Consider the following 22,955-nt stretch of genomic DNA (forward strand, 5'->3'; position numbering starts at 1 on the left):
CGTTCAAGCCTCGCCAGGGCCGCTCGCAGGCGCGCCAGTTGCGACCGTCTTGTCTTTCGAACTGGCGCCGCCGACCTCTCCGCCTCTCGGTTCACCGCTCGAGGGGCGTGGGCTTGCCCGAAACCGCCTGGCCACGTCTTCGAAAGCGGCTTGAAGCTCCGCCTCGTCGAGCGCGATCTCTCCCAGTCCGGATTTCAGGGCGATCCGGCCGATGCGCTCGGCGTCACGCGTTTCGGCATGTTTCAGCTGTTCCTGGAGTCTCGCGATTTCTTCGCGAAGCTTGAAGGATGGCTTTTTCATCTGGTCGGGTCCTTGTCTGACGGTTCGCCTTGGATGTCACGACAGTCCCGCAGATCGGCATGCCGATCTACTCGCAAATCTGCGAGTTGGCGAAGTGAGCGCCGTTGCGCATGATCCCGCCGTTCCAAAGGAGCGGATCCAAGGGCGCAATTATACGTCGCTATCGCGACGTGTTGCCGAAGCGTCTGGCGGGGCCGCGGCTCGTCGAACCGACGGGTTTTGTTTCCAACCGGGGAAGGAGTTCTGTCGTGGCCGTTCCGCATTTCTCCGTCAGCATCGTCGCCCGGGGTTCCGGCCGCAGTGCCGTCATGTCGGCAGCCTACCGGCATTGCGCGAAGATGGATTATGAGCGGGAAGGCCGGACGGTTGATTACCGCGCCAAGCAGGGTTTGGCGCACGAGGAGTTCGCGCTGCCGGTCGATGCCCCGCAATGGCTGCGGGCCATGATCGCCGACCGCTCTGTCGCCCGGGCATCGGAAGCCTTCTGGAACAGGGTCGAGGCCTTCGAGAAGCGGTCTGATGCGCAGCTCGCCAAGGACGTCACCATGGCATTGCCGCTCGAGCTCTCGCGTGAACAGAACATCGCCCTGGTCAGGGATTTCGTCGAGCGCCATATCACAGCGAAGGGCATGGTGGCCGACTGGGTGATCCATGACAATCCGGGCAATCCGCATGTGCATCTGATGATGACCTTGCGGCCGCTGACGGTGGACGGGTTCGGGCAGAAGAAGGTCGCCTTAGCCGGAGAGGACGGCCAGCCGCTTCGCAATGATGCGGGCCGGATTGTCTACGCGCTCTGGGCCGGCGGCTCGGACGATTTCAACGTCTTTCGCGAGGGCTGGTTCGCCTGCCAGAACCGGCATCTGACGCTTGCCGGTCTCGACATCCGTGTCGATGGCCGCTCGTTCGAGAAACAGGGCATCGAGCTCACGCCCACCGTCCATCTCGGTGTCGGGACAAAGGCGGTCGAGCGCAAGATGACGCAGAGCGCCGAGGCTCGCTCGCTGGAAAGGCGTGACCTCCAGGAAGAGCGCCGGGCGCAGAATGCGCGCCGCATCGCGCGCCGTCCGGAAATCGTGCTCGACCTAATCTCCCGGGAAAAGAGTGTGTTCGAAACCCAGGATGTGGCCAGGGTCTTGCATCGCTATATCGATGATGCGGTCCTCTTCCAGAACCTGATGGTAAGCATCCTGCAAAGTCCCGAGACACTGCGTCTAACGCGTGAACGGATCGACTTTGTCACCGGGAACCAGGCGCCGGCGAAGTACACGACCCGGGCGCTCATCCGCCTTGAGGCCCGGGTGGGATCGCAGTCGCTCTGGCTTGGCCGTCAGTCCTCGCATGGCGTCCGGGACGCGGTGCTGGAACAGTCTTTGGATCGCCATGCCCGCCTGTCTGAGGAGCAGAGAACGGCTATCGCTCATGTCTCAGGGCCTGAGCGGATCGCCGCGGTGATCGGCCGTGCGGGGGCCGGCAAGACCACAATGATGAAGGCAGCGCGCGAGGCCTGGGAAACCGCCGGATACCGCGTGGTCGGTGGGGCACTGGCCGGCAAAGCCGCCGAAGGCCTTTCAAGCGAAGCAGGCATTGCCTCGCGCACGCTGTCTTCCTGGGAGCTGGCCTGGAGCAAGGGCCAAAACCAGCTCGACGACAGGACCATTTTCGTGCTGGACGAGGCCGGCATGGTCTCGTCCGGGCAGATGGGGCTGATCGTCGACACCGTCACCCGGTCCGGCGCCAAGCTGGTTCTGGTCGGCGATCCCGAACAGCTGCAGCCGATCGAGGCGGGTGCGCCGTTTCGCGCCATCACTGAGCGGATCGGCTATGCCGAGCTCGAAACGATCTACCGCCAGCGCGCGCAGTGGATGCGCGACGCCTCGCTTGATCTGGCGCGTGGCAGGGTCGGCAAGGCGGTGGAGACCTATCGCTCCCATGGGAGGCTGTTCGGTGCCGAGTTGAAGGACCAGGCGGTGAGCCAACTCATCGCCGACTGGAACCGCGATTATGATCCGGCCAAAACCTCGCTGATCCTCGCGCATCTCAGACGCGATGTGGTGATGCTGAATGAGATGGCGCGCGCGAAACTCGTCGAGCGCGGCATGGTCGGCGAGGGATCTGTCTTCAATACGGAGGATGGCGATCGCCGGTTTGCCGCCGGCGACCAGATCGTCTTCCTGAAAAACGAAGGCTCGCTTGGCGTGAAGAACGGCATGCTGGGCAGGGTGGTGGAAGCTGCACCAAACCGCATCACCGCCGAGATCGGGATGGGCGAACATCGCCGGCAGGTCGTGGTCGAGAGCCGCTTCTATGGCAATCTCGATCACGGCTACGCAACCACGATCCACAAGGCCCAGGGCGCGACGGTCGATCGGGTAAAGGTGCTCGCCTCGCTCTCGCTCGACCGCCATCTGGCCTATGTCGCCATGACCCGCCACCGCGAGGATCTCGCCGTCTACTACGGCCGCCGCTCCTTTGCCAAGGCCGGCGGCCTCGTCCCCATCCTGTCGCGCCGGAACGCCAAGGAAACGACGCTCGATTACGAGAGGGGCGCACTCTACGCCCAGGCCTTGCGCTTTGCCGAAGCGCGCGGCCTGCATCTCGTTCATGTGGCGCGTACGCTGATGCGCGACCGGCTGGAATGGACGGTCCGGCAAAAACAGAAACTCGTTGATCTGGCAAGCCGCCTGGCCGCTGTCGGCGCCAGGCTCGGCCTCCTCCCCCTCACGAAAACCAACCCGCTCCAGCATTCGATCCACGACCTCGCCAAGGAGGCAAAGCCGATGGTTGCCGGCATCACGACATTTGCCAGGACGCTTGAACAGGTGGTCGCCGACAAGCTCGAAGCCGACACCGTCCTGAAACGGCAGTGGGAGGATGTCTCGACCCGCTTCCATCTTGTCTATGCAGCGCCGGAGGCCGCCTTCAAGGCGATCAATGTCGATGCGTTGCTGACGAATGAGCCTCTCACCAGATCGACGCTGGCGAGGCTTGCCACGGAGCCCGAGCAATTTGGCAGGCTGAAGGGCAAGGCTGGTCTCATCGTCAACCGCGCGGATAGACAGGATCGCCAACGCGCCTTGAAGAACGCACCCATCCTCGTCGCAAGCCTTGAGAATTTTCTGCGCCTGAGAGAGCGCGCCGAGCGGCTCTATCGGGGAGAAGAGATTGCCCGGCGCCAGACGCTGTCGATCGACATTCCGGCGCTCTCGGCCCGCGCCGGCGAAGTACTCGAACGCGTGCGCAATGCGATTGGCCGAAACGATCTGCCTTCAGCGCTGGCCTTCACCCTGGCCGACAGAGACATCAAGGCCGAGCTCGACCATTTCGCCAAGGCGGTTTGCAAACGGTTCGGCGAGCGGACCTTCCTGACGATCACAGCCGGAGACGCCGATGGCGAGACGTTCCAGAGACTGACCTTGGGTATGGGCGCGGGCCAGAAGGCGCAAGTGCAACAGGCCTGGGATGCCATGCGTGCGGTTCAGAGGCTTGCCGCGCACCAGCGCGCGGCAACTGCCCTCGAGCAGGCCGAGTCTCTCAGGCAGACCAAGAGTTTGGGGCTTTCACTGCAATGACGAAGCGCGCGCGCACGGGCAGTCCCGTTCGAACCGAGGGCAAGAGCGTTCTCGCCATCCTGCTCTTTGCTGCGGCTGCGCCTGGCACATTCTGCGCGGTGGGCTACCTCGGTGGTTACAGGATCAACATGACGCCCAGCGCGCCGCTCGGGCTCTGGCGGATCGAGCCGCTCGACCGGCCGGTTGCGGTGGGCGACCTCGTCTTCATCTGCCCGCCCGACACCCCTGAAATCCGTATCGCGCGTCGGAGATCCTACCTGCGGGCCGGCTTGTGCGCCGGCGGTGTCGCGCCGCTGATCAAGACGGTCATTGCGACGGCCGGGCAGAGGGTCGAAGTCGGACAAGACATTCGCGTCGATGGCGTCGTCATCGCCCATTCGACCATCGCGAAGGCCGATGCAAAGGGACGCCCCTTGTCGGCCTATTCCGGTGGCGTGGTCCCGGACGGCTCTGTGCTTCTCCATTCCGGCTTCAGGAGCTCCTACGATTCCCGCTATTTCGGTCCCCTGCCCGCTTCTGGAATTCTCGGACTGGCGCAGGAGGTTCTGACCCATGCGCCGTGAACTCATCCGAACACTGGTGCTGCCGGCCTTGTCCGCCATCGCCGGCTGGATCGCATGGAGCGGTCTTGTCCTGCTTTTTCCCGTCGCGCTCGCCTTTCCGGTCCTCTGGTCGCTCGCTGAAAGCAGGAGGACCGCGGCGCTCGTGTCGGCCGCCTATTTTCTGGCGGCGTCGCGGGGGCTGCCGCAAGGGGTCGCCGCCTTCTATCAGTCGGATCTGTGGCCCGGCTTGCTGCTCTGGCTTGTGGCGTCGGGGAGCTTCGTCACGGTTCACACCCTGCTCTGGACACCAAGCCAAGGACGGCGGCCCCTTCGCTATCTGCTTGCGTGCCTGTTCATGGCAATTCCGCCGTTTGGCATCGCCGGATGGGCGCATCCGATCACGGCCGCAGGCGTGGTTTTTCCGGAATGGGGGTGGTGGGGGCTTGTCGCAACGACTGCCGGCCTGATGGGGCTCACAAGCCCCATCAGGCCGGCAGTCGTTATTGTGCTTGCTGGATTCTGGCTCTGGTCCGCCGCAGTCTGGACAATGCCTAAAGTGCCAGAAGACTGGCAGGGTGTCGATCTCGAATTCGGCGCCTCAATTGGACGAGACGCGGGTCTTGCCCGGCAGCGGGTTCTGATTGCGATCGCACGTGAACGCGGAGCGGGCGGCGTGGGGACGGTCGTGCTGCCGGAAAGCGCAATCGGCAGCTGGACGCCGACGGTCGAGCGGTTGTGGACGACAGCTCTCGAGGATCAGCCCTTGACCATGCTCGCGGGCGCGGTCGTCATCAATGCTGAGGGCTATGACAATGTGCTCGTCGCGGTTTCCCGCCTCGGCGGCCGCATCGTCTATTTCGAGCGCATGCCTGTCCCCGGCTCTATGTGGCAGCCATGGCTGTCATGGATGGGCAAGACCGGTGGCGTGCGGGCGAACCTCTTTTCAAACCCCGTCGTCGATCTGGGCGGCCGCAAGCTTGCACCGCTCATCTGCTACGAAGTGCTTCTTGTCTGGCCGGTCCTGCACTCCATGCTGCGAGATCCAGACATGATCGTCGCTGTCGGCAACGGCTGGTGGACGGGTGGCACATCCATCGTCTCCATCCAGCGGGCCTCCGCCACCGCCTGGGCGCGTCTGTTCGGCAAGCCCCTCGTCCTTGCTTTTAATACCTGACAGCCCCGGCGCGCAGGACGATAGGAGGGACAGCCCTTCCCTCACCGCCCCGGTCGTGCAAGCGATCGTGCGATTCAATGATGTCGTCACGCGCCGCCGTCGGGTCTTCCCTGTCCCGTGGTCCAGCCCGAGGGGTTCACTCCAGGCTCGCTAGGAAGTGCGAAATCGACCTCTTAATCGCGGGGCGCGCAGGAACAGCCGTGGTGCTGATGAGCTACGTGGCCTCACGGATCCATCGCCTCGCGTTCGGGATCGAGCCAACGCCCGACTCAGTTCACCGATGCCCCGTGACCTTTCCGTCCTTTTCGCCGCACCAGCGGCGGGCGGCCTCTTGCTCGTGCCTGGCACGCTATCGCAAGCGCCGGTTCAGCGACCAGATCGGGGCCAACGTCCTACATAGGGACGGGCTCTCGCTCAACGACAGCATTATCGCGCCTTTCAGCAGGAGACATCGTGCTGCATATGGTTCCTGCATTCTAGATCATGCTTGTAACGAAACAGTGAAGCCATGCGGATGTATTCTGCGGTCGGTCTATGCAATACTCTCATTTCCCCAAAGGGATCTGCTGATTTCCCCAGTCGCCGCCTCCTTCTCGGGGGCGGTTCTTTTTTGAAGTTACTCAAGGTTGAAAGAGGGCGAGCGCTTGCGGTCAGAGATCAACCGCAGACAGGCCAGCCCACGCTTGCCCCGATCGAAATAGGCCGACTGACCGATCCACCTTCCAGCAGGTCTCCGTAACAGGCACGCCATGATCGGCCTGCTGCAAGAATAAGATCTTTCACGGTGTCAGAGACCTGCGATCGCTCGATGCTTCGCTCCTTTTCCTGGTTTGGAGAGGGAAGGTGCAATACACCCATCATAAACCATACAGCTTTGGAGATGGCTGAAGTAATCGTCGCGGAAGCTCCCTCGGCACCAGGCCTCGCAGGCTGCCGCGATGGCACATCCTCGTTCCGGCTAATGCCAATCCCGCGCCCTTCGCACCGCCTCAGCAAAACGATCATGATCAGCTTCGGATATTGGTTCGGCCGGAGAAACCAACCGAGCCTCCATACGTATCGCGGAACCGTCGATGCCGGCCAGTTCGGCCAGGCCCAACGCAGTGAGTTCGTGGGTGGAAGGAACTGAGATGGTCCGCCCACTGGCCGCTGCGAGAAACCGGACAAACGACCCGCTTTGCGACAGACCGCCATCAATTGAAATCGCTGCTGTCCCAGCAGCCTTGCCCGCGGACTTGATCAAGCCAACCGTCAGCATTGCGATACCTTCCAGAATGGCACGGACAAGATCGCGCCGATCTGTCGCATGATTCATACCGATGAAAAGGGGCGCGGCCTGCCGGTCCCACCACGGCGCTGCGAGCCCCGAAAGGGCTGGCACAAAGACAAGACCTCGAGACAATGCCGAAGAGCCTTCAAACCCGTCTAGTTCGGATACATCTGTGTAGAGACCGATGCGCTTCGCCCATTCCAGCGCCGACCCCGCATCGTAGACGCCGCCCTCGATGGCGTAGACGGGGTGTTCGCTCTTCTTCTGCCAACCAACGGTCGGAATCAGGCCGCCGGTGCCGGACGTCAGTCCGTCCGTCACGGCCAGCAGGAAGGCACCGGTTCCGAAAGTAACCTTGCAGTCGCCCGGTTTGCGGCAGCCGTGGCCGTACAGAGCGGCCTGCTGGTCGACAATCGAGACCCGCACGGGCACTCCTCCGATCTCGCCGAAACCCGCATCGACGGCGGCAATCTCGGGCAGGCATTCGATCGGCACGCCATGCAACGCGCACATTTCGGCGCTCCAATTGCCGACGGTAAGATCAAGCAAACCGGTGCGGGACGCAGTGGCGAGGTCCGTGCGGAAGGTACCGGCGAGCCTGTCGAGGAAGAAGGCATCCGTGGTGCCGAGCCTCAACCGACCCGCGGCATGGGCCGAGGCGACGGAGGGTATGTTGCGCAGCAGCCAGGCGAGCTTGCTCGCCGAAAAATAAGGATCGAGCGGCAGGCCGCATACCGCTTTCGATCGCTCCTCAGCCTGGGGGCCAAGGGCCGCAAGCGCGTCGGCAGTGCGCGCATCCTGCCAGACGATGACAGGCGAAAGGGCTTTGCCTGTCTCTGCGTCCCAGGCAAGGCAGCTTTCGCCCTGGTTAGCGATAGCGATGGCATCGACGGTTCCAGCGGCGGCAAGCACCGCCAAAATGTTGGCGAGCAACTCCTCTGGATCATGCTCCACACAGCCGGCAGCCGGATGATGCTGCCCATGGCGGCGGTTTGCCGCGACATGGAAGCGCCCACCATCTTCGACGACGAGGCAGCGGGTAGAGGTCGTACCCTGATCGATGGCGGCGACACGCATCAGCCTTGCTCCCTGAAACCGAAATGGACACGCCCCGCTTCGGCGGCCCCTGCAGGAACCGGAACCAGAATGCGGCGCTCCGGCAGCCACACTCCCGCCCTGCTCCAGGTCTCGCGACCATCGAGTTCGAGCGCAAGCCGGCCGCTAACGGGACGCAGAAAACGAAGCTGGAAATCGCGGAAGGCGGGCGCGCTTTCTCCCCGCCTCAGCAGGTTCGGAACCACGAGCTTCAGGGGCGCATCAAAGGTGACGGGCATGGGCTCTGCTTCGGCCGGATCGCGGGCGAGATCGGCGGCAAGTGCTGCGCCGACCGCCTGCCCTTCCCGAAAGGCCCAACCGCCGGTCTCGATGGCGCGCAGCACATTGCCGCCGGCGAAATAGAGCGGGTTCGCCATCCGCCCCGTCTGGTCTATGGCGGGGCCGCTGCTTCCGGGGGCAACGCCGAGCGGGGACTGCATGAGAAGCGCCGCCTCTGGCGTGAAGCGCCCGGTGAAAAGCACGCCGTCGCAGGAAAAGCTGCGAGTGGAACCATCCGCCAGCCGGACGGTCGCGCCCTCGACGCGGCCTGCTCCCTTGATGTCAACGATCTCCGCGCCGGCATGGAAGGGAATGCCGGCGAGCGCCGGAAACAGCGTGAAGGATTTACGCGCCAGTACCCGGCTCTCCGGCTCGATCATCGCCACCGGCCGCGCGCCATGGGTCAGACAGGTCAGCACGGCGGAGAAGGAGACGAGTTCCGAGCCCACGATCAGCGGCCGCCGGAACGGCATCAGATGGTGAAAGGCGACATAGGACTGCAGCGCGCCGGTGGTGACGATACCGGTGGCGGGCCTGTCGCCGGAAACCAGCCGGGCGGAGCGCGGCATTTCGCGTGCGCCGGTTGCTAGCATTACGCGCCTGGCCTTCAGCACTTCGACCCCGCGCGGTGAGGTGACAATGAGACTTGCATCTTCGCCGAGCGAAACGACGGAATGCTGCGGGCGGATATCGACGTCCGCCGCCTGCATTTCTCGTTGCAGGCGCCCGCCATAGGCGGCGCCGAAATAGACGCGGCCGAACTCGCGCATGCCGAAGGGTGAGTGGCTACAATGGCGGGTCGCTCCGCCAAGCGTGTTTTCCCTGTCCAGCAGCATCACTTGGCCGACGCCGCGCTTCTTCAGTTCAAGTGCAGCCGCAACACCGGCAGGGCCGCCGCCGACGATGATAACATCCGCGTCGAAAGCACTACTCATTTCGCCTCTCCTTCATCGACGGCAAGCGGCGTCGCCAGCTTGCCGGCGGTCAGGGCGGCGAGATGGGCATTGCAGTAAAAGCCCTGGCAGCGACCCATTCCGGCGCGGGTACGCCGTCTCAGGCCTCCGAAATCTCCCGGCGGCACGGGGCTGGCGAAAGTCGCTTCCACCTCCCGGCGCGTCACCAGTTCGCAATGGCAGACGATTTCGCCGTGATGCGGACGCTGCCAGTCGCGCTCTTCGGTTTCTGTGAGGTTTGGCATAACGATGGAGGGGGCGGAAGCTGGTGGCGTCAGCGTTTGCCCGAAGGTGGCGTGAAGCTCGACCGCATGGCGGGCGAGGCCGAGTGCGGCAGAAAGGCCTGTGGAGCGGATGCCGCCGAGCGTGATCGCGTGGGCTTCCGGTCGGCAGGCAACGCGGTAGGCCTTCTGTTCAGTCGCAGGCCTCAGTCCGGCGTAAACGGCGGTGACTGGAATGTCGGCCAGCGCAGGTACGATTTCCGCTCCGCGCGCCAGAAGCGCCTTCAGCGTTTCGGCCTCGACGGTGGCGCGGACCCGGTCGTCCTGTTCTTCCGCAGTGGGTCCGATGATGACGTTGCCAAACGCGGTGGGGCAGACGACGATGCCCTTGGTGATTTCGGTCGGCACGGGCAGCACGATGCGCGGGACATGCCGGAAGGCCGCTTTGTCCAGCACCACGAACTGGCCCTTGCGCGGATGAATGGTGAATTCGGGAACAAATCCTAGCCTTTCGTCCACCGCATCACCGTAAAGGCCGGCGGTGTTGACGACGGACCGGGCGCGCACCTCACCCGAAGACGTTTCGAGCGTCCATTCGCCCTCGAACGTGCCCTTCAGTAGTTCGGTGTTCCTGAGGAATTCTGCACCCATTGCGACCGCCTGCGTGAGGTAGGCAAGTGGCGCTGTCCACGGGTCGATCACATGCTCGCCCGGCACCTCGATGGCCGCGACAAGGCTTTCAGAAAGACCGGGCATGGTCGAGCGTGCGGCGCTCCCCGTCAGCAGCCTGAGTTCGGAAATGCCGTTGGCGCGGCCGGTTTCCTCGATCGCCTCGAGCTTGTCGGCTTCCAGCGGGTTCCAGGCACAGACCAACGCACCGGTCTCTACGATCCTGAGACTGAGGCTCTCGCGGATTTCCAGATATTCTTGGCGCCCGGCCTTGACCAGTTCCAGTTCCAGACTGCCCGGTGGCGCGTCAAAGCCGGTGTGCAGGATGGCGCTGTTGGCCTTGGAGGCGCCTGAGAGGATATCGGCGCCTTTTTCGATCAGAACAACACGAGCACCCGCAGCCGCAAAGCGCCGCGCGACCGCACAGCCCACCACACCGGCGCCGATGATAGCCACGTCGAAAATTACCAGCGGTTTCGCTGGTGCGCTCGCCTGGAGCATGCCCGCTCCCTTTCATGCGTGTCTTCCGGTGGTGATGCCGGGGAAATTCGTATCGTGGCGGCGCGCAAGCCGCGCCGCCGGTTTTCGTCCTGCCCCTGGAAGGCCTTACACGAGGCGTTTCGACCGCTCAGCGGTACGGATAGCCCGCCTTCTCCATCGTAGCGGCGTATTTCTTGAAGGCGTCCACCACCTTGCCGGCACGCGGGCTGGAAGACGCAATCTCGTCCCAGAAGCCTTCGGCATCCTTGACGACCTGAGCCCATTCTTCCTTCGGCAGCGAGGTGAGCTCCATCTTCTCGCCCTCGACACGCAGCTTGGCTTCGCCGCCCCAATACCACACGTCCCGATAGTAGTGAGATTGGTCGATGGTGATAAGAAAGAGTTCCTGCAGATGCGGCGGCACCTTTTGCCAGCTTGCGGAGTTGGCGAAATAGGAACCGAACCATGCACCTGTGACGGAGTTGGTCAGCGCGTATTTGCAGACGTCCGCCCAGCCGACTTCATAGGCCTCGGTAAAGCCGCACCAGGCGACGCCGTCGAGTTCGCCCGTTTGAAGAGCGACTTCGACGTTGTCCCACGGGATGGTGACGGGTACGAGGCCGTAACGCGATAGGAACTTGCCGGCGGTCGGAACGCCGAACACGCGCAGGCCCTGCATGTCGGCCAAGCTCTTGATCGGCTTGTCTACGGTGAAGATGTGAAGCGGGTCCCAGGCGCCGGCCGAAAGCCAGGTGACGTCCTTGACTTCGCCATAGGCTTCTTCCCAGATTTCCTTCAGGCCGTAATACTTGAACAGGACCGGCACATCGAGGCTGTAGCGCGTGGAGAAGGGGAAGTAGCCGCCGAAGACGGCAATATCGACCGGCGATGCCATCGTCGCTTCGTCCGATTGCACGGCGTCGATGGTGCCGGCCTGCAGCGCACGAAAGAGATCGGAGGTAGGCACGAGCTGGTCGGCGTAATAGAGCTCGATCTCCATCTCGCCATTGGCGGCCTTATTGAAGGCCTCGATCTGCGGCTTGATGACGTGTGCCCCGAGCGGGGCGCCGGAATAGGTCTGGAGACGCCACTTGATCGGGCCGCTCTGTGCGTTGACATAGGGCGCGGCAAGCGTCGAACCGGCGACGGCTGCACCTGCTCCGATGCCGGCCTTGGTCAGGAAATTGCGACGTGTCGCGAGGATCTTTTCCGATGGACTCTGCTTCTTGGTGTCGTCTGTCATGTCATTCTCCTCTTGAGGTTATCGTTATGGGTGGCTGACCCCTTAGGCTCAGCCTTTCACCTTCATCTGCTCGGGCAGCCAGAGGGCCAGTTCCGGAAAAATCATGACCAGCGCGATGGTCAACGCCATGATCGCCGCAAAGGGCCAGATGGATTTGTAGATGTCGATGAGGGTGATTTCCTTGGGCGCCAGCGAGCGCATCAGGAAGAGGTTGTAGCCGAAGGGTGGCGTGATGTAGGCGATCTGGCAGGTGATGGTGTAAAGCACGCCATACCAGATGAGCTGGTTGTCGAAGCCGAGATCCAGCGCCTTCACCAAAGGGATGTAGAGCGGCGCTACGATGACAAGCATCGCGGTGTCGTCGAGGAACATGCCCATGACGATGAAACTGATCTGCATCATTATGATGATGGTCCAGGGGTCGAGGTCCCACTGCTTGATGAACAGGGTTTCGATGGCCTTGACCGCGCCGAGCCCGTCGAAAACGGCACCGAAAGCAAGTGCGGCAAGGATCAGCCACATGAACATGCAGGAAACCGCGAGCGTCTTCATCGAGGTTTCGCGCACCAGCGTCCAAGTGAAGCGCCCCTTCAGGATGGCGGCTAGCGTCGCCGATGTCGCGCCAACGGCCGAGCTCTCGACCAGGCTGGTATAGCCGAAGACGAAGAGGCCAGTCATGAAGAAGAAGATGGCGAAGGGAATGATGCCAGCCCTTGCGAGCGCCAGCTTCTCGCGAAGCGGCATGTTCAGCTCTTCTTCCGGAACCGTCGGTGCAAGCTTCGGATTCAGTCTTGCGCGGATCACGATATAGATCACGAAGAGAACCGCCATCAGCAGGCCGGGAACGAGGCCGGCGAACCACAGCTTGGAAACCGGCTGGCGGGCGATCATGCCGTAAAGCACCATGACCACCGACGGTGGGATGAGAATGCCGAGCGAGGAGCCGCCCTGTACGACGCCGGATATCAGTACCTTGTCATAGCCGCGGCGCAGCATTTCCGGCAGCGCGATGGTGGCGCCGATGGCCATGCCGGCAACGGAAAGACCGTTCATCGCCGAGATGATGACCATCAGGAAGATCGTGCCGATGGCAAGACCGCCGCGCACGCGCCCGAACCAGACATGCAACATCTTGTACAGGTCTTCGGCTATCCCCGATTCCGACAGGATGTAGCCCATGTAGATAAACATGGGCAGGGTCAGCATGGCGTACCAGTTGAACAGCTTGAACACCTGGTTGAACGGCAATTCGACAGCACCTTGCCCATACAGCAGCAATGCGGCGCCTGCTGCGACGAAGCCAATGGCACCAAAGACGCGCTGACCCGTGACGAGCAGCAGCACCATTGACGCGAACATCAGCAGCGCGATCATCTCATAGCTCATGCCAGCTCCTTTCCACGGATCGTGGCAATGTGCTTGAAGACAAGGGAAAACGCCTGCATCAGCATCAGCACGATGCACACAACCATCAGGGCCTTGATAGGAATCACCGAGGGGTTCCAGATCGAAAAGCGCTTTTCATTGGTTTCGATTGCATAGATCAGGCTCGAGATACCGCCCGCCAGCAAAACACCGAGATAGAAGATCAGACAGACCGACGTGACCAGGTCGATCCGTGCCCTGCCCTTGTGGGAACGGGTGGAGTACCAAAGGTCCATACGAACATGGGCGTCGTTCTTGAGCGTAAGCGGCCCCCCCATGAAATAATAGGCGGCGAGCGTGAACTGGGTCAGTTCCACCGCCCAGTGCACGGGCATCCTGATGAGATTGCGCGTGATCGCATCGAAGATCAGCGTGCCTCCCATCATGAAGATGAGCGAGGCGGCGAGATAGCCGACATAGTCCGAAATCCGGTCAGTAATGCGAACATAGCCGATAATCAGCGGATGCATGGCAATCCTCCGGCAAGAGGCGGTTCATTAAGATGGATGATCAAACTTCTGCTCCGTCACAGGCGATTAAAGCGCGCAAAGTTCATCTGACGGAGCCAGCGCGCGACTCCGCGTTCTTACATGTCAGCAAAACGTTCAAACGGAAGGCAGGCCTCCGCGGCAGGCGGCAAGAAGATGCGCCGCCCAAGCCTCAAATATCACCTCCGACCTCTAGGGCCGGCTGCCGTGCATCTCTGAAATGGTCATCTCGTTCCCCTTTGCGCCCCAGTGGCGTGGATGCGGCCCTTTTCGGTGTCTCGCACCCAGATAGCTTAGCCGGTTTTTTCTCGAAATAAAGACCAAACTTTCAATAATCGCCCGAACGGTCAGTTTTCGAGGAAGCATGTTTGCTATTTCGGTCATCACTTCGATGGTTTGTTTGACTGTTCGGTCGCCGCGTGCAATCTGTGCTAAAATCGTCCACAAGACGGGCGCGACAGAATCGTGGTCGCATGATCAGAGGAAATTCCGAAGTGCAGCCGTCAGAACGCCGGGAAAAGATCATCGCCCTTGTCCGTCGCACCGGTGAGATGACGGTGGACGCGTTGGCTGCGGCTCTGCGCGTCTCGCAAGAGACAATCCGCCGAGACCTCACGCAACTCGACGGCGCTGGGAGACTGCGAAAATTTCATGGCGGCGCCCGGTCAGTGATAACGCCGGCCGTCTCTGTCTCTGTGGAGAAGGAAGGCCCGTTTGCGCACCGTCTTGCACAGAACGCCGAAGAGAAGCGCAGGCTTGCGCGCGCCGCCTGTCGTCTCTTCCACCCAGGCGATTCCCTTTTCATCGATACCGGCAGCACGACCGTGGCGCTCGCAGAAGCCCTGGTGAGCCTGAACAGCCTCGTCGTCGTGACCAATTCGCCCCGCATCGCCGCCACCCTGGCGGTCAATCAGAGCCACACCCTCTATCTGATCGGGGGAGCCTACAGTTCAGACGCCGGGGAAAGTCTCGGCCCCCTTGCGCTCGAACAGGTGGGTAAGTTCCGGGCCCGTCATGCGGTTATTACCGTCGGGGCGCTCGATTCGGTGAGCGTCATGGATTTCGACCTTCAAGAGGCCGAAATGGCGAAGGCAATGATTGTGCGCGCCGAGTCCGTCACGGTGCTCGCCGATCACTCAAAGTTCGACCGTCGGGCAGTCTTCGAAGTCGCCCCGTTAGCGCGCGTTGACACCGTCGTCACGGATTCACAACCTTCAGAGGCGATGACGCGGGCCCTGACGGCAGCCAATGTACGAATCGTCAGCGGCTGACTTTGACGACGCGTGAGCGGGCGTGGCAACGTGGTTCAGATGGCACCGTGAGTAGCCCGAGGGCGTCTACATGGCTCGTGGCAACTGAATGTTCGATGCCCATGTGCAGGACTCGGGCGCCCCGCCTTAAAGAAGCCAGAAGACGGTGAACCGCCCCGGGTTTGCCGGAGGCCATTTCGTTTAAGTTATGCGGCCATGGCTGCTTCGTCCAGCATGGTGTAATAGCGTTCTTCAGCTTCGGCTGGCGGTGTATTCCAGATGGGCTCCAGAAGTCGTCGGTGGTTGAACCAGTCGACCCATTCCAGGGTGGCGAATTCCACCGTCTCGAAGCTCCTCCATGGTCCGCGCCGATGGATGACCTCGGCCTTGTAGAGACCGTTGATTGTCTCGGCGAGGGCGTTGTCATAACTGTCGCCGACGCTTCCGACAGAAGGCTCTATGCCAGCTTCCGCCAAGCGCTCGGAATATCTAATCGACACGTATTGAGCAGTTTCAACGTCTCATGACCGATCACGGCATCACCTGCTCGATGAGCCGCTCTGGAAATGTCTGGGACAATGCCGCGATGGAGAGCTTCTTCTCATCGCTCAAAACGGAGAGAACAGCACGGAAGCTTTATCGCACGAGGAACGACGCCAGAGCGGATATCTTCGATTACATCGAGCGCTTCTACAATCCGAAGCGCCGCCACTCGACACTGGGCTATCTCAGCCCCAATGACTTTGAAACCAAGGTGGGATTAGCTTAACCTCGTGTCCGCAAATCGGCAGCAGGCCATTCTCCGTGACCATAAGTATTGGGGTGGCAGATATCAGCGACGGTGGTCTTGCTCCCCAACACATGATCAAGTTTGCAGACAACGTCCTTTACGAAGCGAAAAACTCGGGCCGCAATCAGGTTGTGATCTGGAATTCTGTTGGCAGCATCCGCGGTTGTGGATAAATAGCTCCACGCTTCTGGCGTCAACAGGAATCGAAGAAGTTGCCGCGGGGGCTCAGCCTATGTTGAGTGCTGTTCCAGGCCCGGCCAGATCAGCGGGAGCGGATTGCCAGCTGTGTGACCGGGACCGTGTGGGGGATTGTGCGCCGCTTTCCACCAGAGCAAGCCGCAGGAAATTTTGCCGGCCTGTCAGCCAGAGGCTCCTCATGGAGATTTCCGTGAGGCCGGTTCGTCTCGACGTCGCAAAATCTGTCTTGAACGAGATATTCGGTTCGCTCGAAGGATGGACGCGAGCCGGTGCGCCACCTGCTCAGCCATTTCCATGCGGGCGTGTGTGGTCGACCCTTCGAGGATCACCGTTTCGGCTTTGAGCTTGGTACAGAGGTGGTACGCTTCAGGTGACGAACCGTGTGGAAAGCGCGCCATGCGGTTAGGGGACCGTGCTTTTCCAACACACAGTAACCAAGCACTCCCGGAGAGATCCCGGCAGCACTGCGGCCGAAAAGACGGCCGCCCGGGGCGAGCCCTTTCATACAGGTTCCGCATGAATCCTCCTCGATAGCTATTGGACGTTGCAGGATCCAGACTCCACCATCGCTCCGGGAACAATCTCAAAAAGAGCGAGAAACATTCATGAAAACAAAGCGATGCTCAATCGTGGTTCTGTCGCTGGCCCTTGTGGGGCAGGCTGAGCCGCTTCATGCCGAAACCCTTGTCCTCAACAGCTATGGCGGCCCTTACGAGCAGATCATCCGCGAAAGGATCATCGAGCCCTTCGTCAAGGCATTCGGCATCGAGGTCATCTATGATGCGGTGGGTTCCTCTTCGCAGGACTATGCCAAGATCAAGGCGACGGCCGGGCGCCCCGGCTTCGACGTCGTCGTCATGACCGCGTCGCAGGCCCTGCAGGGCTGCAAGGAAGGTCTCCTTGAAAAGCTCGACGTGGCACGCGTGCCAAATCTGGCGGCGCTTGCCCCGAGTATCGCGGCCGTGGCCGGCCCCTGCGGCGCGGTCCACGAGATCCAGTACATGTCCTTGCTATATCGAACCGACCACCTGTCCGAGGCGCCGACCTCATGGAACGCGCTCATGGCGCCCGAACTGAAGGACAGGGTGGTTCTTCCGACGTTCCAGAACGTCATGGCGGTGGATCTTCTTCAGGTTATGTCGGTGATCAATGGCGGGGGTCTTGTCGACAATCTCGATCCGGGCTTCGCCGCGATGGCCCGGCTCGCCGAACAGTCGATCGGCTTTGAGCAATCCTCGGCAATCCTCGAGAGCTACATCAAGGACGGGACGGTCTGGGCCATGCCCTTCTGGAACGGGCGGGCCCAGTTGCTGGTGGATTCCGGTGAGCCGGTCGACTATGTGCGGCCAAAGGAAGGCACCATCCCGCTGATCGCCACGCTCAGCATTCCGGCCGGGGCCGAAAACAAATCCGCCGCCCTGAAGTTCATCAATTTCTTCCTCGAGAAGTCGAGCCAGGAAGCCTGGGTGTCCGGCTACAAGGTGGGCAGCGCCCGTGCCGATATCGAGGTGCCGGAAGCGCTTCGTGAACGGCAGATCACGACCGAAGCCGATCTGAAGACCCTGCTTCTGCCGGACCTCGCAATTGTGGCTGAGCGCCTGCCGGATTGGGCAGATCGCTGGGAGCGCGAAGTCGTGCCCGCGGCGAACTGAGAGGGCCATGATGAATACTCTCGTCCTCAAGCTTCCCGCGGCCTCCGCCCGAGGGGACGGCAGATCGCACCTCTATGGCGCCCTGTCTCCATCCCTGTTCGTGCTCGGCCTCTTCTTTGCCCTCCCGATGGGGCTGATGATCGGCATCAGCTTTTCCGACACCACGTCGGGCGCCCCGACCCTTGCCAATTACCATCGGTTTCTGACCGACGGTCTTTCTCTTGCCGGTATTGGCCGCACGGCACTGATGTCGCTGCTGGTGGCGGTCAGCGTGACGATACTTGGCTATCCGGTCGCCTATTTCCTGGCGCGCAGCAAAGGCCGGACCAGGGCGATCGTCTTTGCGCTGGCGCTGGCACCGGAACTTGCCGGCGTGGTCCTGCGCACCTACGGCTGGTTGATCATTCTGGAGGATAGGGGCTTCATCAATGACGCGCTCCTGCATCTTGGCATGATCAGCGCGCCATTGCCCCTGTCGAAGAATCTCTTCGCCGTCGTCGTCGGCCTGACGCATGTCGTGCTGCCCTTCGGCATCCTCTCCCTGATGACGAGCATCCAGGGCATCGACCCCAATCTAGAACGGGCCGCGCAAATGCTGGGCGCCTCCCGCGCCTCCGTGATCCGGCATGTCGTCCTGCCGCTCTCCGTGCCCGGAATCGTCAGTTCTCTGCTGATCTCGTTCACCATGGCGGCCAGCGCCTATGCCACACCGGCCCTTCTCGGCGGCTCCGGCTTCAAGGTTCTGGCGACGATGGTCTACGAACAGGTGCTTTTCTACGTCAACTGGCCTTTCGCGGCGGTGCTCGCCAATGCGCTGCTGCTGATGATGCTCACGGTTTCCTTCATCGGTATCCGATTTGAGGCGCGCAGGCGCGCCGTGCGGAACGGCCGCTCAGGAGATGCGTCATGAGCAGGATCACCGGGATTCTATTCTGGTTGGCGCTGCTTGCCGTGCTCGCCTTCATCACATTGCCGATTGTCGTGGTCGTCGCGGCTTCGCTTAGTCCGACGTCCGCAGTGTCATTCGATCCCTCGCAATGGACGTTGCGCTGGTATGCGGATCTCGCATCTCCGCGTTGGCTGGAGCCGTTCCTGCTGAGCGTGCAGGTGGCCGCCGCCGCGGCAGCGATAAGCGGAGTTCTCGGACTGCTTGCCGCCTATGCGCTCGTCTATGAGCGCCTTCCCGGCAGCGATGCGATCATGGCCTTTCTTCTGTCTCCCCTTTCCGTGCCGCAGATCGTGAAGGGAGTCGCCATCGTGCTATTCCTCTCGCAGGTCGGTCTTCAGGGCCTGCTCGGCACGCCAGCCCTCATTGCGGCACACGTCGTCCTGGCCCTGCCTTTCGTGACGCGAATGGTCGCGACCTCGATCGCCAATTTCGATCGGGGTCTGGATCGCGCGGCGCAAATCCTGGGCGCCAGCAAGCTGCAGCGGTTGGTCCACGTCCTGCTCCCGATGGTCAAGCCGGGGGTGCTTTCCGGCGTCACCTTCGCCTTCATCATCTCCTTCAACAACATTCCGCTCTCGGTCTTCCTCGTGAGGCCCGGCGACACGACCCTGCCGATCACCGTGATCAACTATCTCGAATACAGCCTTGATCCGGTGATGGCGGCCGTCAACGTCGCGTCGATGATCTTCATCCTCGCAGCAATCTTTATCTTCGAAAAGGTCGGCGGCTTCTCCGCCCAGATCCATGGTGGCAGCAAATGAACAACATCGACATCGAACTCGTATCCGTCAGCAAGTCGTTCGGACCGGTCTCCGTGGTGAAGGACATCAGTCTGCAGATTCCAAGAGGGGAATTTGTCAGCATTCTAGGCCCCTCGGGCTGCGGCAAGACGACGACGCTCAACATGATTGCCGGGTTCAACGCGCCGTCTCTCGGCGACATCCGTATCCGCGGGAAAAGCCAGGTCCGCGTTCCTCCCGAGCGGCGCAATATCGGCCTTGTGTTCCAGAACTATGCCCTCTTCCCCCATATGACCGTCGCCGAGAATGTTGGTTTCGGCCTGCGCATGCGCGGCGCATCGCGTTCCGCGATTGCCGCGGCGGTTCGCGATGCGCTTCGCGGGGTTCATCTCGAAGCCTTCGCGGCCCGCTATCCCAAGGAACTGTCCGGCGGCCAGCAGCAACGCGTGGCGCTTGCGCGCGCCATAGCCCCCCGCCCTTCCGTTCTTCTGCTGGACGAGCCGCTCTCCAATCTCGATCTCAAGCTTCGCGAGGCGATGCGGGTCGAGCTGAAGGAGATCCAGGAAGCCCTCGGCATGACATTTGTCTATGTCACCCATGATCAGGAAGAGGCCATGGCCATGTCGGACCGGATCGTCGTCATGTGGCAAGGGGTGATCGCGCAGGAGGGGACTCCTGCGGACATCTACGGCCGCCCGCAGACGAGTTTCGTGGCCGACTTCATTGGCAGGTCCAACATCCTGCCCATATCGGATCTCGTCTTGCGTCCCCCTCATCTCGATTTCGCGATAGCGGATGGCGCGCTGCGATTGCGCTCGGCTGCGGCTTGGTCCGGGCAGGATATGCGCTTCTGTTGCATCCGGCCGGAAAGCATCTGCTTTCTGCCTGAGGGCGAACCGGCGCCTGAGGACGCCAATCAGCTGATCGGCAGGCTGCACCGCGTCGTCAATCTTGGGGCGCAGCTCGAGATTTTCGTCGAGATCGCAAACGATCTTCTTGTCTCGGCAGCATTGCCGTCGGGCTCAATCGGTCGGCTGCCGCCGCTTGGCCAAGAGGTCCGGCTGTCAATTCTTGCGCAAGACGTCCAGCTGCTCGCCCGATAGCCCGCGACCGATTGGGCCTGCCTATCAATCCCGCCCCATCGGTATTGGAGCCGGATCTCCCGCAAGGCCTAACATCCCATTGTTCTCAAGTGAATTTACCCCAAGGAGACAAGACATGCTGATCAAAGAGAGAATTCGGGCCGCGCAGCATTCGACCAATGTTTGCGCTGACATCGAAGGTTTCGATTTTCAGAACTACGACGACCGGGATATCGCCGAGATCCGGCGGCTGTGGCTCGAATATGGCGTCCTGCGCTTCAAGCGGACCCGCATCACCGATGACGATCAGGTCCGCTTTTCGCGCAACTTCGGGGAGTTCGTCATCCATCCCAAGCAGTTGCAGGAGGGCGGCCATCCCACCCATCCGGAGATCCTGGTCATCAGCAATGTGATGAAGGACGGCAAGCCGAGCGGCGCGCTCGGCAATAGCGAGGCGACGTGGCACACCGACACCTGGTTCTATGAACGCCCGCCGGCGGGGGCCATTCTGCGCGCCATCGCCGTTCCACCTTCCGGTGGCGATACCTATTTCCTGTCGACCTACATCGCCTATGACACCTTGCCCGAGACCCTGAAGAAGGCCGTCGCCGGTCGCCAGATCTTCTTTCAGAATGTCTATGACAAGACCGGCAAGCTGAGGCTTGGAAAGACCGAGCCGGCAAGTTCCGATTTCCGCGAATGGAGCGGCATCGTCCACCCGCTGGTGCGGACCCACGGCGAAACCGGTCGCAAGGCGCTCTATCTCGGCGGCACGATCGAAGGCGCATGGATCGTCGGCATGCCCCTTGATGAAAGCAGCAGCCTGCTGGCGCAGCTGTGGGATCACACGACAGGTTCCAAGGATGTCTTCGTACAGGTCTGGGAGGAGGGCGACATCATGATGTGGGACAATCGCTGCACCATGCACCGGCGCGATTCCTTCGATCCCGCCTCGATCCGGATCATGCACCGGACCACCACATCCGGCGAACGCCCGGTCTGACCGGCTGATGCATGTTGAGAGAACGGATCAGAGCCATGAACGAGAACTACAGGGTGGCGGACCGCCACCCTCCCCTACCCCAAGATCTGGTCGATCTGCTCGTCCAAGTGGAGACGGCCACCATTGGCCATGTCGAGCATCTCGGCTTTGTCGGCGATGGTGTCCGGCCTGTCTTTCCCGCCAGGGCCGCGGGCCAGGCACTGACCGTCGCGGCGCCTGGCCGCGACGGATCCATCATTTATCGCGCGATCGACCTCCTGCTTCCGGGCGACATGCTTGTCATCTCCCGGGTCGACCGGGATGACATAGCCTGCGTTGGCGGCGGTGTTGCCCTGGCGGCGAAGGCGAAAGGTGCTGCCGGCATCGTCATCGACGGACCCTGCACGGATATCGCCGAGATCATGGATAGCGGCCTGCCCGTGTGGTGCCGGGGCGTGTCATCGCGGACCACGAACCGTACTGTGCGGATCGGTGGATCCTTGAACGTGCCAGTCGCCTGCGGGGCCGCCGCGATCCTTGCCGGATATGCGGTGCTTGCCGACAATGAGGGCGTCTTCGCCGCCGACCGAGACAGCATGAGGGCGTTTGCCGTCATGGCGCTCACCCGCCAGGAACGATCGACAAGGCTGAGATCCCATCTGGCCGCGGGCCACTCGATTTTCGATTTTGACAGGGAGCAAAAGCCATGAAGCTGGCGCTGATCCAGATGAACTCCCAACCTGACCGCGCCTACAATCTGGCGCAGGCAGAACGATTGATGGGCAACGCGTGTTCCGTGGAGAGACCGGATCTGATCATCCTGCCGGAACATTTCGACTGGACGGGCGGTACGCCCCAAGACAAGAGAAATGCAGCAGATGCCGTGCCAGGGGGGGAGGCCTACGAGATGGTTCGAGCCTTTGCCCGTGATCATCGCGTTGCCGTCCATGCCGGCAGCCTGCTTGAGCGCGTCGCGGGCGACGCGCGGATCTTCAACACGACCGTCATCTTCGATTCCACGGGCACCGAGATCGGCACCTACCGCAAGATCCACCTGTTCGACATCACAGCCCCGGACGGCAAGCGCTACCTCGAATCCGCCACTGTTGCTGCCGGCCACGAACTGCTGATCTACGAGATCGGCGGTTTTCGGGTAGCCTGCGCGATCTGCTATGATCTGCGCTTCTCGCGTCTGTTCGATCGGCTCGCATCCTTTGGCGTGGATCTGTTCGTTCTGCCGGCCGCCTTCACCCGGCAGACCGGCAAGGATCATTGGGAGGTTCTCTGCCGCGCCCGGGCCATTGAGTTCCAGGCCTTCTTCGCAGCATGCGGTCAGTGCGGAACCTATCTTGCTCCCGGAAACGAGCGCCGCGCCATGTTCGGGCACTCGCTCGTGGTCGATCCCTGGGGACAGGTCATCGCCGGGACCGGTGACAAGGAAGGCGTGCTGATCGCCGAACTCGACAAAAGCCGGGTGGATGCGGTTCGAGGCATGATCCCCATGAGCGAGCACCGCGTGGATCTGGCGACATTCAGGATCAACGAGGCTCGCTTGCGAGATCCGGGTCTCGCCGCAGAGTGAGCGACCGCCCCCAGAGCGA

Annotated in this window: 19 protein-coding genes and 2 pseudogenes; 13 read left to right on the forward strand and 8 right to left on the reverse strand. The window is 61.9% G+C overall.

Annotated features, from left to right (window positions below):
• Nucleotides 1–3 precede the first annotated feature (3 nt).
• Nucleotides 4–300 (reverse strand): conjugal transfer protein TraC, encoded by a 297-nt coding sequence (traC, locus tag AC07Y0_RS25240; RefSeq protein WP_498680502.1) that lies wholly within the window; start codon nucleotides 298–300, stop codon nucleotides 4–6.
• Between the two features lie 248 nt (nucleotides 301–548).
• Between traC and traA the strand changes: the two genes are divergently transcribed.
• The 3 genes from traA to AC07Y0_RS25255 are packed head-to-tail and all read left to right on the forward strand — an operon-like array spanning nucleotide 549 to nucleotide 5,588.
• The gene (gene traA / locus AC07Y0_RS25245) at nucleotides 549–3,872 is read left to right on the forward strand and encodes a Ti-type conjugative transfer relaxase TraA (RefSeq protein ID WP_498680503.1); all 3,324 of its coding nucleotides are present in this window, start codon (nucleotides 549–551) and stop codon (nucleotides 3,870–3,872) included.
• Complete coding sequence (gene traF / locus AC07Y0_RS25250; protein WP_498680504.1) at nucleotides 3,869–4,435, forward strand: conjugative transfer signal peptidase TraF; 567 nt, start codon at nucleotides 3,869–3,871, stop codon at nucleotides 4,433–4,435. The genes traA and traF overlap by 4 nt, the downstream gene beginning before the upstream one ends.
• Nucleotides 4,425–5,588: a conjugal transfer protein TraB gene (locus AC07Y0_RS25255; RefSeq protein WP_498680505.1), complete on the forward strand. Its 1,164-nt coding sequence runs from the start codon at nucleotides 4,425–4,427 to the stop codon at nucleotides 5,586–5,588. The genes traF and AC07Y0_RS25255 overlap by 11 nt, the downstream gene beginning before the upstream one ends.
• 958 nt (nucleotides 5,589–6,546) lie before the next feature.
• Here the strand turns inward: AC07Y0_RS25255 and AC07Y0_RS25260 are convergent.
• The 6 genes from AC07Y0_RS25260 to AC07Y0_RS25285 form a co-directional block, all read right to left on the reverse strand.
• Nucleotides 6,547–7,935 (reverse strand): FGGY family carbohydrate kinase, encoded by a 1,389-nt coding sequence (locus tag AC07Y0_RS25260; protein WP_498680506.1) that lies wholly within the window; start codon nucleotides 7,933–7,935, stop codon nucleotides 6,547–6,549.
• Entirely contained in the window at nucleotides 7,935–9,167 is a 1,233-nt protein-coding gene (locus AC07Y0_RS25265) for an FAD-dependent oxidoreductase (protein ID WP_498680507.1), read from the reverse strand. The genes AC07Y0_RS25260 and AC07Y0_RS25265 overlap by 1 nt, the downstream gene beginning before the upstream one ends.
• Nucleotides 9,164–10,576 (reverse strand): NAD(P)/FAD-dependent oxidoreductase, encoded by a 1,413-nt coding sequence (locus AC07Y0_RS25270; RefSeq protein ID WP_498680508.1) that lies wholly within the window; start codon nucleotides 10,574–10,576, stop codon nucleotides 9,164–9,166. Before AC07Y0_RS25270 ends, AC07Y0_RS25265 begins: the two co-directional genes overlap by 4 nt.
• Before the next feature lie 127 nt (nucleotides 10,577–10,703).
• A complete protein-coding gene (locus AC07Y0_RS25275; protein ID WP_498680509.1) occupies nucleotides 10,704–11,798 on the reverse strand; it encodes a twin-arginine translocation signal domain-containing protein in 1,095 nt (364 codons plus the stop codon).
• 48 nt (nucleotides 11,799–11,846) lie between these two features.
• Nucleotides 11,847–13,184: a TRAP transporter large permease gene (locus tag AC07Y0_RS25280; RefSeq protein ID WP_498680510.1), complete on the reverse strand. Its 1,338-nt coding sequence runs from the start codon at nucleotides 13,182–13,184 to the stop codon at nucleotides 11,847–11,849.
• Nucleotides 13,181–13,693, reverse strand: a complete 513-nt coding sequence (locus tag AC07Y0_RS25285) for a TRAP transporter small permease subunit (RefSeq protein WP_498680511.1) — start codon at nucleotides 13,691–13,693, stop codon at nucleotides 13,181–13,183. The genes AC07Y0_RS25280 and AC07Y0_RS25285 overlap by 4 nt, the downstream gene beginning before the upstream one ends.
• A 491-nt stretch (nucleotides 13,694–14,184) precedes the next feature.
• Between AC07Y0_RS25285 and AC07Y0_RS25290 the strand changes: the two genes are divergently transcribed.
• Complete coding sequence (locus AC07Y0_RS25290) at nucleotides 14,185–14,982, forward strand: DeoR/GlpR family DNA-binding transcription regulator (RefSeq protein ID WP_498680512.1); 798 nt, start codon at nucleotides 14,185–14,187, stop codon at nucleotides 14,980–14,982.
• Between the two features lie 185 nt (nucleotides 14,983–15,167).
• Here the strand turns inward: AC07Y0_RS25290 and AC07Y0_RS25295 are convergent.
• Nucleotides 15,168–15,470 (reverse strand): annotated as a pseudogene (locus tag AC07Y0_RS25295) (integrase core domain-containing protein); the annotation flags it as partial.
• On the opposite strand from AC07Y0_RS25295, the pseudogene AC07Y0_RS25300 reads away from it, so the two are divergent.
• From AC07Y0_RS25300 to AC07Y0_RS25340, 9 genes and pseudogenes are all read left to right on the forward strand, one after another.
• Nucleotides 15,467–15,730: pseudogene (locus tag AC07Y0_RS25300) on the forward strand (integrase core domain-containing protein); the annotation flags it as partial. The pseudogenes AC07Y0_RS25295 and AC07Y0_RS25300 overlap by 4 nt on opposite strands.
• 14 nt (nucleotides 15,731–15,744) lie before the next feature.
• Complete coding sequence (locus AC07Y0_RS25305) at nucleotides 15,745–15,924, forward strand: GGDEF domain-containing protein (RefSeq protein WP_498680548.1); 180 nt, start codon at nucleotides 15,745–15,747, stop codon at nucleotides 15,922–15,924.
• Nucleotides 15,925–16,554: 630 nt separating this feature from the next.
• Nucleotides 16,555–17,601, forward strand: a complete 1,047-nt coding sequence (locus AC07Y0_RS25310; RefSeq protein WP_498680513.1) for an ABC transporter substrate-binding protein — start codon at nucleotides 16,555–16,557, stop codon at nucleotides 17,599–17,601.
• 10 nt (nucleotides 17,602–17,611) lie between these two features.
• On the forward strand, nucleotides 17,612–18,511 hold the full coding sequence (locus tag AC07Y0_RS25315; RefSeq protein WP_498680549.1) for an ABC transporter permease: 900 nt from the start codon (nucleotides 17,612–17,614) through the stop codon (nucleotides 18,509–18,511).
• Nucleotides 18,508–19,311 carry an ABC transporter permease gene (locus tag AC07Y0_RS25320; RefSeq protein ID WP_498680514.1) on the forward strand — a complete coding sequence of 268 codons (804 nt, stop codon included), beginning with the start codon at nucleotides 18,508–18,510 and terminating at the stop codon, nucleotides 19,309–19,311. The genes AC07Y0_RS25315 and AC07Y0_RS25320 overlap by 4 nt, the downstream gene beginning before the upstream one ends.
• Nucleotides 19,308–20,393, forward strand: coding sequence for an ABC transporter ATP-binding protein (locus tag AC07Y0_RS25325; RefSeq protein WP_498680515.1), 1,086 nt, complete (start codon nucleotides 19,308–19,310; stop codon nucleotides 20,391–20,393). Before AC07Y0_RS25320 ends, AC07Y0_RS25325 begins: the two co-directional genes overlap by 4 nt.
• 115 nt (nucleotides 20,394–20,508) lie before the next feature.
• A complete protein-coding gene (locus tag AC07Y0_RS25330) occupies nucleotides 20,509–21,375 on the forward strand; it encodes a TauD/TfdA dioxygenase family protein (RefSeq protein ID WP_498680516.1) in 867 nt (288 codons plus the stop codon).
• A 35-nt stretch (nucleotides 21,376–21,410) separates the two neighbouring features.
• Nucleotides 21,411–22,064 carry an RraA family protein gene (locus tag AC07Y0_RS25335; RefSeq protein WP_498680517.1) on the forward strand — a complete coding sequence of 218 codons (654 nt, stop codon included), beginning with the start codon at nucleotides 21,411–21,413 and terminating at the stop codon, nucleotides 22,062–22,064.
• Entirely contained in the window at nucleotides 22,061–22,936 is an 876-nt protein-coding gene (locus AC07Y0_RS25340) for a carbon-nitrogen hydrolase family protein (protein WP_498680518.1), read from the forward strand. Before AC07Y0_RS25335 ends, AC07Y0_RS25340 begins: the two co-directional genes overlap by 4 nt.
• Nucleotides 22,937–22,955: the final 19 nt, after the last annotated feature.

The organism is Allorhizobium sp. GW101-3B10, assembly GCF_059424725.1.